This window comes from Pseudoclavibacter sp. 13-3, from assembly GCF_021168475.1.
In the GTDB taxonomy this organism is placed as follows: domain Bacteria; phylum Actinomycetota; class Actinomycetes; order Actinomycetales; family Microbacteriaceae; genus Pseudoclavibacter_A.
This window is the reverse complement of sequence record NZ_JAJOZT010000002.1, coordinates 398,603-412,712: the sequence shown is the minus strand read 5'-3', so window position 1 is coordinate 412,712 and position 14,110 is coordinate 398,603. Positions and strand designations below refer to the sequence as shown.

Sequence of the window (14,110 nt, the reverse complement as noted above, 5' to 3'; positions counted from 1 at the left end):
GACCGGAGGTCACGCGATCAGTGATCGGCAGCCTCTTCGAGCTGCTGCTGCAGATCGCCCAGACGCTCGCGCAGCGCCACGGGCACGCGGGAACCGAAGATCTTGAAATAGCTCTCGACGTCGTCGGTCTCGTGCAGCCAGGCCTTCGGATCGAGTGCGAAAAGCGCCTGCCAGTCTTCATCGGTGACGTCAGTGCCCTCCAGCGCGAACTCCTGCTGCCGAGGAATGACACCGAGGACGTTGCTCTCGCCCTCGGCGTCACCGTCGAGGCGCTGAGCGATCCAGTCGATCACGCGCGAGTTGTCGCCGAAGCCCGGCCAGAGGAAAGATCCGTCAGCGCTGCGACGGAACCAGTTGACACCGAAGATGTGCGGGGCGCCCTCACCGAGCGTCTCGCCGATCTCAAGCCAGTGGCCCCAGTAGTCGGCCATGTTGTAGCCGCAGAACGGCAGCATCGCGAAGGGGTCGCGGCGAAGCTGCCCCACCGTGCCCTCTGCCGCGGCGGTCTGCTCGCTCGCCATGGTGGCGCCGATGTAGACGCCGTCGCGCCAGGAGTTCGACTCGACCACGAGCGGGGTGTTGGTACGACGGCGACCACCGAAGAGAATCGCGTCGACCGGCACGCCCTCTGGAGCATCCCAGTCATCGGCCAGCGACGGGGCCTGAGCCGCGCGCACCGTGAAGCGCGAGTTCGGATGCGCCGCGGGCGCCTCGCGCGCCGGCGTCCAGTCGCGGCCGCGCCAGTCGGTGAGGTGTTCGGGCACCTCTTCGGTGAGCCCCTCCCACCACACGTCGCCATCGTCGGTCAGCGCGACGTTGGTGAAGATGACGTTCTCGCTGAGCGCCTCGATCGCGTTCGGGTTCGTGGCCACGCCGGTGCCCGGAGCAACACCGAAGAAGCCGTTCTCCGGGTTGATCGCGTAGAGGCGACCGTCTTCTTTGGGGCGCATCCAGACGATGTCGTCGCCGAGTGTCTCGACCTTCCAGCCGGGCAGCGTCGGGCGCATCATCGCGAAGTTCGTCTTGCCGCAGGCCGAGGGGAAAGCTGCGGTGATGTGGTAGCTCTTGCCTGCCGGACTGGTGGCGCGGATGAGCAGCATGTGCTCGGCGAGCCAGCCCTGGTCATGGCCCATCGCCGAGGCGATGCGCAGCGCATAGCACTTCTTGCCGAGCAGGGCGTTGCCGCCGTAGCCCGAACCGAACGACCAGATCTCGCGGGTCTCGGGAAACTGGACGATGTACTTCTTCTTGCTGCACGGCCACGGCACGTCGGCAATCTCGTTGCCGGCCTCGTCGCGCAGGGGGTGGCCGACCGAGTGCACTGCGGGCACCCACTCGGCGCCGCTGTTGATCTGCTCGGCGACCTTGTCGTTGTCGACACGGGTCATCAGGTGCATGCTGACCACCACGTAGGGCGAGTCGGTGAGCTGGATGCCGACCTTCGAGATGTCACCGCCGAAGGGCCCCATCGAGAAGGGGATGACGTACATGGTGCGCCCGCGCATGGCACCGGTGAACGCCTCGGTCAGCTCGGCGCGCATCTCGTCGGGATCACGCCAGTTGTTGGTCGGCCCGGCGTCTTCTTCGCGCTTCGAGCAGATGAAGGTGCGGTCTTCGACACGAGCCACATCGGTGGGGTCGGTGCGAGCGAGAAAGCTGTTCGGGCGCTTCTCGGGGTTCAGACGGATGAAGGTGCCGTCGTCGACGAGCTGCTGGGTGAGACGGTCCCATTCCTCTTGCGAGCCGTCAGCCCACTCGATGCGATCAGGCTGCAGGATCTCTGCGAACTGATCGACCCACTGGCGAACGGACTCATTGTGCTGAACCATGGAATTCGACTCTCTTCATTGATAGCTGAGGTGTTTCAGGGGGACGCCATCGGCCCTGCAAGATCTACAGTATACCGGCGATATATTTTGTGCGAGCCGGCGGCGGGCTCGTGCACCCGCTCGACGGCCGGCACCGCGCGCAGACTCGTGTGACGGCTCACGTGACGGCCGGCGCCTGCACCCGCGCAGCATCCAGTCGGCTCAGCGCGCAGACGCGGCCGAGCCCGGAATCACGGCGTGCTCGCGCACCCAGTCGTGCATGATCACCGCCGCCGCAGCCGACGCGTTGATCGACCGGGTCGAACCGAACTGCGTGATCTCGACGATCTCGTCAGACGCCGCGATCGCAGCCGCGCTGAGCCCGGGTCCCTCCTGCCCGAACAGGAACACGCACCGCTCGGGCAGATGCAGCCCCTCGACCGGCACCGAACCCGGCACGTTGTCGACGCCGATGATCGGCAGGTCGCAGCGGTGCGCCCACTCGACGAACTCCTCGATCGTCGCATGGTGGTCGACGTGCTGATAGCGATCGGTGACCATCGCGCCCCGCTTGTTCCAACGTCTGTTGCCGATGATGTGCACGCGCTCGGCGAGAAACGCGTTGGCGCTGCGCACGATCGAGCCGATGTTCATGTCGTGCTGCCAGTTCTCGATCGCCACATGGAACGGGTGCCGCTGCTCGTCGAGATCGGCGACAATGGCGGCCATGTTCCAGTAGCGGTAGCGGTCGATCACGTTGCGCGAGTCGCCGTGCTCGAGCAGCTCGGTGTCGTAGCGCGGGTCGTCGGGCCAGTTGGCCTGCCCGCCGGGCCAGGGGCCGACGCCGTGGGTGGTGCGTTCCGGGGATGCCGTGGGCGCTCCCGCCTGCTGCGCGTCAGATCGACGGTCGGCTGTGCTGCTCTGCTCGTTCACCCGACGAGTGTAGCGCCGTCAGCAGTCAGCCGTCAGCCGTCAGATCAGGTCTGACACCGAATCGAGCACCTCGTCGGGACGGAACGGGTAGCGCTCGACCTCGGCGCGGTCAGAGATGCCGGTGAGCACGAGCACGGTGTGCAGGCCGGCCTCGATGCCGGCGACCACGTCGGTGTCCATGCGGTCGCCGATCATCCCGGTGGTCTGCGAGTGCGCGCCGATGCGGGTCATCGCCGAGCGGAACATCATCGGGTTCGGCTTGCCCACGATGTACGGCTCGTGACCGCCCGTCGCCTTCGAGATGAGTGCGGCGATCGCCCCCGTGGCGGGCAGCGGCCCTTCGGGGCCGGGGCCGGTCGGATCGGGGTTCGTGCTGATGAAGCGGGCGCCGCCGAGGATCAGCCGGATCGCCTTGGCGATCGCCTCGAACGAATAGGTGCGGGTCTCGCCCACGACCACGTAGTCGGGATCGCGATCGGTCATGACGAAGCCGGCCTCGTAGAGGGCGGTCGTGAGCCCCGCCTCGCCGACCACGTAGGCGCTGCCGCCCGGCATCTGCGACTTCAGAAAGTGCGCGGTGGCGAGAGCCGATGTCCAGATCTCGTCTTCGGCGACCTCGATGCCCATCGAGTGCAGTCGTGCGCTCAGGTCGCGGGGCGTGTAGATCGAGTTGTTCGTGAGCACCAGGAAGCGCTGCCCGGCAGCTCGCCAGCTGCGGATCAGATCGCCCGCTCCGGGCAGGGCGCGCCCCTCTTTGACGAGCACGCCGTCCATGTCGGTGAGCCAGGATACGATGCGCGAGCGACGCTCTGGCGGCTCACCCGCCGAAGCGGTCGAGGCAGCAGCCGGTTCGTTCGATGCGGCCGGCGACTCGGAGTGAAGGTCAACGCTCATGACTCCAGAATGCCACAGACGGACGGCGACAACCGGCGCGTTCAGCGGCTGTTCAGCTGGTGGCGCACAGACCTCGAGTCAGACGCCGCCTCTGGCGCTGCAGCAGGCGACGGAGCGCGACCACGAGCTCAGACGTCGAGCTCGTCGACGCTGATCGCGGCCAGATACGGAATGCCCTCGGCCTCGATGGCCTCTTTCGCACCGGTGTGCCGGTCGACGACCACGGCGACAGCGGCGATCTCAGCGCCGACCTTCTTGAGCGCGGCGATCGCCTTGAGCGGCGACCCCCCGGTGGTCGAGGTGTCTTCGACCACGATCACGCGCTGCCCTTTGAGGTCAGGGCCCTCGACCTGACGGCCGCGACCATGGTCTTTGGGCTCTTTGCGCACCACGAAGGCGTGATACTGCTGCCCCGCTGCGACGCCCTGATGCAGGATAGAGGTGGCGATGGGATCGGCGCCGAGGGTCAGCCCGCCGACCGCATAGATGTCGGGCACATCTCTGATCAGATCGACCATGACCTGACCGATCAGCGGCGACACCCGGTAGTCCAGGCTCACTTTGCGCATGTCGACGTAGTAGGTCGCGTGCTTTCCGCTGACCAGGGTGAAGTCACCGTGGAACACCGCATCGGAATTGATGTACGAGATGAGCTGACGGCGGACGTCGTCGATTGCTGGCGCAGAAGTCATGCCGCCATTCTACGTGCCTGCGGCGCCTGGCTCCGGCATCGCAGGCACCGGGTCGCGCACCGGCCAGCGGATCCTCCACTCTGCGCGCAGCGGGTCTGGCCTCCTGCACGCCAGTGCGACGTCGCCTCAGCCACCCGGCCGGCGCGCACCGCACCAGACCGACATGAGCGGGGCATCCCCCGAACGTTGATAAAGTGGCCCCGTGCGCATCGCAACGTGGAACGTGAACTCGATCAGGGCCCGCATCGATCGGGTCGTCGAATGGCTCGACGAGAACGACGTCGACGTGCTCGCGCTGCAGGAGATCAAGTGCCGCGAGCCGCAGTTCCCATTCGGCCGCTTCGAAGAGCTCGGCTACGAGGTGCACATGCACGGCCTCAACCAGTGGAACGGCGTGGCGCTGGTCAGCCGCATGCCTGCCGAAGACGTCGTGCGCGATTTTGCCGGTCAGCCGCCGTTTCGCGACACGGTCGAGGCCAGAGCGATCGGCGCATCCTTCGACGGAGTGCGCGTCTGGAGCCTCTACGTGCCGAACGGCCGCGAACTCGACGACCCGCACTACGCCTACAAGCTCGCGTGGCTGCGCCAGCTGCACGCGGATGCCGTGGGCTGGCTGGCCGACGACCCTGACGCCCGCATCGCCCTGGTCGGCGACTGGAACATCGCACCGACAGACGCCGACGTCTGGGACGTCTCTGCGTTCGCCGGCAAGACCCATGTCTCGCAGCCGGAGCGCGACGCCTTCGCATCATTCGAGCGGGCAGGCTTCTCGGACGTGGTGAGGCCGTATGCTCCGGGCTACACCTACTGGGATTACCAGCAGCTGCGCTTCATTCGCGACGAGGGCATGCGCATCGACTTCGTGATGGGGTCGCCGGCCTTCGCGCAGAGCGTCGAGAGCGCGTTCATCGACCGCGGGGCGCGTGAGGGAGTGCAGCCCAGCGACCATGTGCCTGTCGTTGTCGACATCGACGTGCCGGGCGGCTTCGACGACGATCGACCGATGGCGTTCTGAGCAGCGCCCCAGCCACCGTATCTTCGCGCCACTCTTCAAATCTGCTCAGAATGTGCCCGTTGGCGCGGAGTATTCGTTGTTCCTGCGGGAGTTCGGGAGCCAAGACCGTCTGAAGCGCTGGGCCCCTCTACGGCTGACACGATGAATCCCCGCATGAGGCCGGCATGTGAAAGGTCGATACAACGATGTTTGCCGCAGGCCTAACCACCCGACGCAGACTCAGTGCAAGCAGACCCGGTGCGAGCAGCTTCACCCACGCCAGCCCAAGCAGATTCCGCCCAAGCCGACTCAGCACAGACGCGCATGGCCTCCTGATCTGTGCACATGCCTCTCAGGCACAGACCTGAGCATCCGTGTGCTGCCACGATCATGGTCATGCACCACTACAGGTTCTCTCCATACGGCGTGTGCCGCACGACCGTGCTGCTGCGGGCAGGAATGTCTCCCTGGGAACTGCGAGGCCTCGTCGTCGAGGGCGCGCTCGGCCGAGTCCGTCACGGCTGGTACGCCGAGCCCGCGGCAGAGCCCCTCGTGCTGAGTGCTGTTCAGGCAGGCGGCGTGCTCAGCGGGCTCCATCGGCTCAAACTCATCGACGAGGCAATCTGGCTGCCACCGGGAGCACCGCGCCATCTGGCTGCGCTGCAGACCACTCATGCCCACAGTTGGAAGTCACACCGCAGACCTGAGGTGGATGCTGAGCAGACACGCTTCGGTGTGGTTCCGCCACGTACCGCGGTTCGACACGGCCTGGCCGACCAGCCGCTCGACCAGGCAACGGCAGTCGTCGACTCGCTTCTGCGCTGCGCGGGGAGTGTGCCCGCAGTCGGCTCCCGCCGCGGCCTGTCGCTGACCTCGACAGAGATCTTCGCCGAGCTCGCGCGCTCACCTTTGGGTCGGCGCGTCCTGCGCTATGCGGATGCCGCTGCCGAGTCGGGGCTGGAGAGTGTCACGAGAGTGCGCCTGCAGCAGTCAGGCCACCGCGTCGAGACGCAGGTGCCGATCGCCCATGGCCAGCGCATCGATATCGTCGTCGACGGCATTCTCGCGATTGAAGTCGATGGCGGCACCCATGACGGGCATCACCGCACGGCACGTGACCGCGCCAAAGAAGCAGATATTCGGGCAGCGGGCTATCGCGTGGTGCGGTTCAGCTACTGGCAGATCATGGAGCAGTGGCCCCGGGTGTACGCCGAGATTCTTCAGCTTCTGCGATGACCGCAGACACGACCATCAAATCTTCGCGGCACTCTCTCATATCGCGCAGAAGACGTGCAGTACTGCGCATATTCGGTGGGCCGCGCGAAAATTTGCGGACCGGGCCGCTGTGCTGAGCGGCGGCGAGCTGAGGCGGGGCTGGGGCAGGGACTGGGCGGCGGCGAGCTGAGGCGGGGCTGGGCTGGGGCTGGGCGACTGGTTGCTGCCGAGGGCTGGGTGGGCTGCTGGCAGCAGCAGGCCAGCGGCTAGTACAGCAGCGCGACGATGCCGGCGACGACGGGCACCGAGATCAGCGTGCTGGTGAACGCGGTATCGCGGGCGAGAGTCTGCCCGACGCCGTACGTCGTCGCATAGTTGTAGGTGTTCTGCGCTGTCGGCAGTGCCGCCATCACCACGGCCACCATCAGCGCGTGCCCCGACAGCCCGAAGAGGTGCACGGCGAGCACCCAGCCGATTGCCGGCTGCACGAAGCTCTTGACCAGCACGGCCACAGAGATGCGCCCGATCGGGCTGCCCGCCGAGAACGGGCGCTTCGCCGCCAGCGACATGCCGAAGTTGATCAGCATCGTCGGCACCGAGATGCCCGCGATCAGATGAATGGGCTCGTAGATCACATCGGGAACAGACATGCCGCTCACCACGACCGCGATGGCCACGACGCTCGCGATCAGCACCGGGTTCAGCAGCACGTGCTTCAGGGTGGGCCACAGGCCGGCTCCTCCGCCGGTGGCGACGTCGAGGCAGATCATCGCGATCGGTGTGTAGAGCGCCATCTGAAAGAGCATGATCGGGGCGATCTGCGACGAGTCGCCGAGCGCATAGACCGCGATCGGAATACCGAGGTTGCCGATGTTCACGTATGACGCCGACATCACACCGATCACCGCCTCACCGCCTTTGGGCCGCCAGATCGGCACGACCACGGCGAGATAGAACACGATCGCCACGGCGACCGAGATCACCTGCACGCCCAGCGCTGGGGTGAGCAGATCCTGCGGCTGCGTCTTGACGATGAGGCTGAACAGCAGACACGGCTGCGCCACATAGAAGATCAGCTTCGAGAGCACCGGCCGTGCCTCAGGCCCGAGCACCCCGCCGCGCCCCAGCCCGAAGCCGACCAGAATGATGATCGTGATGACGCCGAAGCCGACCAGCACCCCGCTCATGCGGTGGGTCTCTCGCGCATGATCAGACGGCCTGCCGGAATGCGCCCGGCTGATCTGCCTTGTCTGCGAGATGCTGCAGGTGCGCGGGAATGGCACGGCCTCGCTTGCGCATGGTCTGCGCCCACAGCCGACCGGCCCGGTACGACGAACGCACCAACGGCCCCGAGAGCACACCGGGAAAGCCGATCTGCTCGGCCTCGGCCTTGAGCTCGACGAACTCCTGCGGCTTGACCCAGCGGTCGATCGGATGGTGCAGCTTCGACGGCCGCAGGTACTGCGTGATGGTCAGGATGTCGCATCCGGCCTCGTGCAGATCGCGCATCGCCTGTGAGATCTCTGCACGGGTCTCGCCCATGCCGAGAATCAGATTCGACTTCGTGATCATGCCCGCGGCACGCGCCTGCGTGAGCACGTCGAGCGACCGCTCATAGCGGAACGCCGGACGGATGCGCTTGAAGATGCGCGGCACCGTCTCGAGGTTGTGTGCAAACACCTCGGGCCGCGCGTCGAACACGAGCTGCAGCCGCTCGGGCTTGCCGCTCAGATCGTCGGCGAGCACCTCGACACCGGTGCCCGGGTTCTGTTCGTGAATCTGACGAATGGTCTCGGCATACAGCCAGGCACCGTCGTCGGGCAGGTCGTCGCGGGTGACACCCGTGATGGTGGCGTAGCGCAGCTCCATGCGGGCGACCGACTCGCCGACACGACGCGGCTCGTCCATGTCGAGCGGCTCGGGCCTGCCCGACATGATGTCGCAGAAGTCACAGCGCCGGGTGCAGATCGCGCCGCCGATGAGGAACGTCGCCTCGCGGTCTTCCCAGCATTCGAAGATGTTCGGGCAGCCGGCCTCCTGGCAGACCGTGTGCAGGCCCTCGTTCTTCACCAGCCCGTGCAGCTGCTGGTACTCCGGCCCCAGATGCGCTCGCGTCTTGATCCACGAGGGCTTCTTCTCGATGGGCGTCTCGGCGTTGCGGCGCTCGACGCGGCGCAGCTTGCGCTCGACGTCTTGTCTGAGGTTGCGCAGATTGCCGCGTGACGGCCCCGCCGTGCGAGCGGGCATGGTCGGCATGCCGAGCTGGGCCGGGCCGGCGGATGAGCTGGCACCGTGAGAGCCGCATCCGCAGCCGCCAGCGGCGTGGGACGCGTCGACGCCGGAGTCATGCGAGCCGCAGCCACAGCCGGCAGCGTGCGACGCCGCCGCACCCGGATCGGTCTCGACACGGGTGGCAAGCAGGCGGGCGACGTGATCGGGAACGGGCTGAGTCATGAGACGGCGACCTCCTCGATGAGCTTCTCAAGATGGGGCGTGACGATCGGCACCATATCGGCGGGTGTCACCGTGCGACCGAGCACCTGCGAGATGCTGGTCACGCCTGCATCGGTGATGCCGCAGGGCACGAAGGTGTGGAAGACGGAGTTGTCGGTGCTGCAGTTCAGCGAGAAGCCGTGCGTCGTCACGCCGCGCGAGGCGTGGATGCCGATCTGTGCGATCTTCTCGTCGGTCGGCAGACCGGTGTTGACCCAGACCCCTGAACGACCTTCGACGCGAAAGCCCTCGACGCCGATCTCGGCCAGCGAGTCGATGAGCGCCTGCTCGACCGACCGCACATAGGGCACCAGTCGCAGGTGCTCGCGCAGTTCGAAGACGGGGTAGCCGATCAGCTGGCCCGGCCCGTGCCAAGTCACCTTGCCGCCGCGATTGATCGGCACGACCGGGGTGCCGTCGACGGGATAGTCTGCGGGGTCGGCACGACGGCCCGCGGTGTAGACGGCCGGGTGCTCGAGCAGAAAGACGTCGCCCAGGCTCTCGCCGGCCTTCACTGCGGCCTCGGTGCGCTCCTGCAGGTCGAGAGCCTCGCGGTAGTCGACGAGGTCGGGGGCGAGCCCGACCACCTTGATGGGGATCCCGGTGGCAGTGCTGACGTTCACACAGTCACACTATCCCATCTCGGTGACACGAGATGACACCGACGGCTCAGCCATAATGTGTGACATGCAGACCTTCACACCGCCAGACGGCCGCTGGCACCCGGACGTGCTCGGCGAAGACTTCGAGCAGCGCACTCTGCCGTTGGGCGTCGACGCCGAGGGCGACGTGTTCGCCACGCTGGTCAGGCACCGCCCGAGGGATGCCGCCCGCAGCCCGCATCTCGGGCATCAGACCATCGGCGAGCGGGTCTTCGCCGGCTGGGACGTCCTCTCTGTGCACGGCTGGAACGACTACTTCTTTCACCCCCACGTCGCTCGCTGGTTCACCGAGCGCGGGGCGCGCTTCTTCGCGCTCGATCTGCGCAAGTACGGCCGCAGCATCCGCCCCGGGCAGACGCACGGGCTGATCTCGAATCTGAACGAGTACGACTATGACATCGCCGCAGCGCTCGATGCGATGGCCGACGACACATTCGACCCGCGGCCGGCCAAGCGCCCGATCGAAGAGATCACGAGCCTGCTCTCCCCCGCTCGCAGCCGGCCCGAGCCCAGGCGTCGACTGGCGCTGCTCGGGCATTCGACCGGCGGGCTGATCTTCAGCCTCTGGGCCGATCGGCACCCTGGCCGCGCCGACGCGCTGCTGCTGAACAGCCCGTGGCTGGAGCTGCAGACGAAGGCGATCGGACGGCAGGTCATCGCGCCGATGCTCGAGCTGCAGTCGCGGGTCGACCCGCACAACACGCTGCCGTCGATCGACCTCGGGTTCTACAACCGTTCGGTGAGCGCCCGGGCGCAGGGCGAGTGGACGTTCGACGAGCAGTGGCGGCTGCCCCGAGGCAGTGACATGCCGGCGATCTGGCTGTCGGCCGTGCTCGCCGGTCACGCGCGCGTCGCCGCCGGGCTCGACGTGCGCAGCCCCATTCTCACCATGACCTCGGCGCAGAGCACGCTGTCGACCAGCTGGAATGACGCCATGCTGCGCACCGACAGCGTGCTCAACGTGCGCGACGTGGCCGAACGGGCGCTCGGTCTGGGCCCGGAGGTCACGGTCGTGCGCATCGAAGACGCCCTGCACGACATCTTTCTCTCGCGGCCGCGAGTGCGGCAGACCGCGTTCGCCGCGATCGAGCGCTGGGCCGGCGGCTATCTGCGGTGAAGTGCCGCCGGCCGACCCCGATCAGCAGACCGAGTGCGTCTCGCTCACAGCGTGAGCCCGTCGACGTAGTCGCTGTGCTCGTCTGACCACTCGCGCAGCGGCCGCGTGTAGTCGTTGCCGTCGACTCCGCTGTTGAACAGCGCGTTCTCGAGCGAGGCCAGCGTCGCGGTATCCATGCGGAAGTTGCGCAGCCAGCCCACCAGCTCGGGGTCGTCGTCTTCGAGACCGGCCCGGGCGAAGCTGTGGATCTGCTCTGCCTGTCCGAGCGCACCAAGCGGGTCTTCGAGATCGCGCACCGGGAACGCGTCGTAGGCCCAATGCGGCTTCCACAGGGTGACCACGATGTTCTGCCCATGACTGGTGGCGTTCTTCAGCTCGGTCAGCATCGCGGTCGTCGACGAGGTCGTGTAGTCCATGCTCTGCAGACCGTACTGCGGGATCACCGCATCTTTGGTGATGCGGGTGAGCCCGGCGCCAGGTTCGATGCCGATCAGGCGGTTGTCGAACGCGTCGGCGTTCGCCGCCAGTTCAGCGAGCGAGGTGATCGGGGCATCCTCGTTGACGGCGATGGTCAGCTTGGCCTCGTCGTTCCAGACACCCAGATCGATCATCTTGTCACCGTACTGCTCGATGTAGTCGCGGTGCGTCTCTGGCAGCCAGGTGTCGAGCACCAGGTCGAAGTTGCCCTGCGCAACACCGGTGTAGGCGGCGGCCGGGTCGACGTTGGTCAGCTGCACCGTGTACCCTTTGCCCTCGAGCTCCTGCTTCCACAGCCAGGATGCGGCGATGCCCTCGTCCCAGCCGTTCATGACCGCGATGCGCACAGTCTTCTGCGTCGAGCCGATCCCGGCGAGACCACCGTTGAAGATGCTCGCGAGCACCAGCACCACGACTCCCCCGAGCGCGATGAGCGCGTTGCGACGCGTGCGACTGGCAGGCGACGCGGTCGGCTCCCCCGCCGCGGCATCCGCCGACACCGGCTGTGCCGACGTCGAGACCCGACGACCCATGGCCGAGGTCACACGGTCGAGATAGACGGCCAGGATCACGACTGAGAGCCCCGCCTCGAAGCCGAGCGCCACGTCGATGCGGCTCAGGCTCTGCACCACCGGACTGCCGAGTCCGTCGGCGCCCACCATGGCCGCGATGACGACCATCGACAGGCTGAGCATGATCACCTGATTCACGCCGGCCATGATCGACGGCAGCGCGAGCGGCAGCTGGATCTGTTTGAGGATGCGCCAGGGGGACGCCCCGAACGACCGGCCCGCCTCGACGACCTCGGGGTCGACGCCGCGGATGCCGAGCTCGGTGAGGCGCACACCAGGTGCGAGCGAGAAAATGATGGCGGCGACGATGCCCGGCACCACGCCGACCGAGAAGAGGATGATCGCCGGGATCAGATAGACGAAGGCCGGCATCGTCTGCATGAAGTCGAGCACGGGTCGGATGACCTTCGAGGCGGTCTGCGACTTCGCCGCCAGAATGCCCAACGGCACTGCGATGATGACGGCGATCAGGCTCGCGACGATCACGAGCGCGAGCGTGTCCATGGCGTTCGACCACTGGTTCAGCGTGTAGACGAGGGTGAGGCCGACCAGCGAGAAGAGTCCGAGGCGCCAGGTCGCGACCCAGGTGGCCAACGCGCTGAGCAGCATGATCACCACCCAGAACGGCGGGGTGACGAGCAGCCAGGCGAGGCCGTCGTAGACACCGCCGAATCCGGTGCCGAGACCGGTGAAGAACCAGCCGAGCACGTCGGTGATCCATGAGATGAATCCGGCGACCCAGTCGCCGAGCGGGATGCGCACGATGGGATCCATCAGTTGGCCCGCTCTCGGTCGTCAGCCGGTGCTTCCGGCGCGACCATGGCATCTGCCGTCGCGCCGGTGCCGATCGACACCGATGCGGGCGTCTCGCCGCCGATGGCATCCTGTAGCACCGCGTGCGCCTGCTCGGTCAGGGTGTCGCCCTCGGCGAGCGCGCGCACCTTCGGGGTGATCACGTCAATCGCCTGCGTCGTCGAAGGCACGCTGCCCAGCGAGGCCAGCAGCGTCGCACGCGGGATGCCGCCCAGCAGACGGCCGTGGTCGTCGACGACGCCGAGCGGAATCTTCGAGATGACCGACGGGCGCACCAGGTCGGCCAGCAGCTCGTCGGGGCCGACCGTGATCGAGGGCTGCACGACCGAGCCGAGGTCGCTGACACCGTCTTTGATCAGGCGCGTCACGTCGCGGTCAGAGACCACGCCGCGGTATTTGCGACCGCGGTCGAGCACAAACGCGAAGGGAATCTGCTGCTCGCGCATCAGACGCAGCGCGGTGCGGGGGCCGGAGCTGACCTGCACCTGACCGAGGATGGGCTCCATCACGCTGCGCGCCGTGAGCACGCGGGCCCGGTCGACGTCTTGCACGAACTGGGCGACGTAGTCGTTCGCCGGGTCGGTGAGGATGTCTTCAGGCGTGCCGCTCTGCACGATGCGGCCGTCGCGCATCACCGCGACCCGGTCGCCGAGGAACATCGCCTCGTTCAGATCGTGCGTGATGAACACGATGGTCTTCTGGAGGTCTTCCTGCAGATCGAGCAGCTGCTCCTGCATCTCGCGGCGAATCAGCGGGTCGAGCGCCGAGAATGCCTCATCCATGAGCAGGATGTCGGTGTCGGCCGCAAGCGCACGAGCCAGCCCGACGCGCTGCTGCATGCCGCCGGAGAGCTCGCCGGGATACTTGGTCACCCAGTCGCGCAGCCCGACGCGTTCGAGCACCGCCATGGCGCGCTCGGCGCGCTCGGCGGGGTCGACGCCCTGCACTTCGAGGCCGTACGCGGCGTTCTCGAGCACGGTTCGGTTGGGCAGCAGGGCGAAGTGCTGGAAGACCATCGAGATGCGTCGGCGTCGCAATGCCCGCAGCTCTTTGGCGTCGAGGTCGCCGAGGTCGTGACCGAAGATGCTGACCGACCCGGCAGTCGGCTCGTTGAGCCCGTTCAGCATGCGGATCAGTGTGGACTTGCCCGAGCCGGAGAGGCCCATGACCACGAAGAACTCGCCGCGGTCGACCGTGAAGCTCGCATCGATCACCGCGGCCGTGCCGAGCTGGGTCAGCTCGCTGCGGTCGGCACCGTCTGTGAGGCGCCGGATCACTTCTTGGGGTCTTCTGCCGAACACCTTGTACAGATGCTCGACTTCGATCACTGCAGACGTCATGCTCACCTCCGTGGCACGTCGTCTGAGGCTGGCGCTGCGGTGCGTGGCGCTCAGACGTCGTGCCGAGTGTCGCGAACGGGTCGCCGAGAGCCCGAGACAC

Annotated in this window: 11 protein-coding genes and 2 pseudogenes; 3 read left to right on the top strand and 10 right to left on the bottom strand. The window is 67.0% G+C overall.

The genetic code is table 11. The annotated features are described in order from the left end of the window. Window positions 1-17 precede the first annotated feature (17 nt). The 4 genes from LRX77_RS05300 to pyrE form a co-directional block, all read right to left on the bottom strand. The gene (locus tag LRX77_RS05300) at window positions 18-1,829 is read right to left on the bottom strand and encodes a phosphoenolpyruvate carboxykinase (GTP) (protein ID WP_231831875.1); all 1,812 of its coding nucleotides are present in this window, start codon (window positions 1,827-1,829) and stop codon (window positions 18-20) included. Between the two features lie 201 nt (window positions 1,830-2,030). Continuing rightward, on the bottom strand, window positions 2,031-2,741 hold the full coding sequence (locus LRX77_RS05295; RefSeq protein WP_231831874.1) for a TrmH family RNA methyltransferase: 711 nt from the start codon (window positions 2,739-2,741) through the stop codon (window positions 2,031-2,033). A gap of 39 nt (window positions 2,742-2,780) precedes the next feature. Beyond that, a complete protein-coding gene (locus tag LRX77_RS05290) occupies window positions 2,781-3,515 on the bottom strand; it encodes an HAD-IIA family hydrolase (protein ID WP_231832014.1) in 735 nt (244 codons plus the stop codon). A gap of 248 nt (window positions 3,516-3,763) precedes the next feature. After that, on the bottom strand, window positions 3,764-4,327 hold the full coding sequence (gene pyrE / locus LRX77_RS05285) for an orotate phosphoribosyltransferase (protein WP_231831873.1): 564 nt from the start codon (window positions 4,325-4,327) through the stop codon (window positions 3,764-3,766). 202 nt (window positions 4,328-4,529) lie between these two features. On the opposite strand from pyrE, the gene LRX77_RS05280 reads away from it, so the two are divergent. Both LRX77_RS05280 and LRX77_RS05275 read left to right on the top strand, forming a co-directional pair. After that, entirely contained in the window at window positions 4,530-5,342 is an 813-nt protein-coding gene (locus LRX77_RS05280) for an exodeoxyribonuclease III (RefSeq protein WP_231831872.1), read from the top strand. A 438-nt stretch (window positions 5,343-5,780) separates the two neighbouring features. Further along, window positions 5,781-6,557: an endonuclease domain-containing protein gene (locus LRX77_RS05275; RefSeq protein ID WP_231831871.1), complete on the top strand. Its 777-nt coding sequence runs from the start codon at window positions 5,781-5,783 to the stop codon at window positions 6,555-6,557. Between the two features lie 245 nt (window positions 6,558-6,802). On the opposite strand, the gene LRX77_RS05270 is transcribed toward LRX77_RS05275, so the two are convergent. Genes LRX77_RS05270 through lipB form a run of 3 tightly spaced genes read right to left on the bottom strand, consistent with a single transcriptional unit; the run spans window position 6,803 to window position 9,652 of the window. Beyond that, complete coding sequence (locus tag LRX77_RS05270) at window positions 6,803-7,723, bottom strand: AEC family transporter (protein WP_231831870.1); 921 nt, start codon at window positions 7,721-7,723, stop codon at window positions 6,803-6,805. A 22-nt stretch (window positions 7,724-7,745) separates the two neighbouring features. Continuing rightward, window positions 7,746-8,990 (bottom strand): lipoyl synthase, encoded by a 1,245-nt coding sequence (lipA, locus tag LRX77_RS05265; RefSeq protein WP_231831869.1) that lies wholly within the window; start codon window positions 8,988-8,990, stop codon window positions 7,746-7,748. Continuing rightward, entirely contained in the window at window positions 8,987-9,652 is a 666-nt protein-coding gene (gene lipB, locus LRX77_RS05260; protein ID WP_231831868.1) for a lipoyl(octanoyl) transferase LipB, read from the bottom strand. Before lipB ends, lipA begins: the two co-directional genes overlap by 4 nt. Before the next feature lie 64 nt (window positions 9,653-9,716). Here lipB and LRX77_RS05255 point away from each other — a divergent pair, with 64 nt between their 5' ends. Next, complete coding sequence (locus LRX77_RS05255; RefSeq protein WP_231831867.1) at window positions 9,717-10,808, top strand: alpha/beta hydrolase; 1,092 nt, start codon at window positions 9,717-9,719, stop codon at window positions 10,806-10,808. A gap of 44 nt (window positions 10,809-10,852) precedes the next feature. Here LRX77_RS05255 and LRX77_RS10585 read toward each other — a convergent pair. From LRX77_RS10585 to LRX77_RS05240, 3 genes and pseudogenes are all read right to left on the bottom strand, one after another. Continuing rightward, a pseudogene (locus LRX77_RS10585) lies at window positions 10,853-11,626 on the bottom strand (glycine betaine ABC transporter substrate-binding protein); the annotation flags it as partial. A 186-nt stretch (window positions 11,627-11,812) separates the two neighbouring features. Then, a pseudogene (locus LRX77_RS10580) lies at window positions 11,813-12,631 on the bottom strand (ABC transporter permease); the annotation flags it as partial. Next, window positions 12,631-14,010: a quaternary amine ABC transporter ATP-binding protein gene (locus LRX77_RS05240; RefSeq protein ID WP_231831866.1), complete on the bottom strand. Its 1,380-nt coding sequence runs from the start codon at window positions 14,008-14,010 to the stop codon at window positions 12,631-12,633. The gene LRX77_RS05240 and the pseudogene LRX77_RS10580, both read right to left, overlap by 1 nt. Window positions 14,011-14,110: the final 100 nt, after the last annotated feature.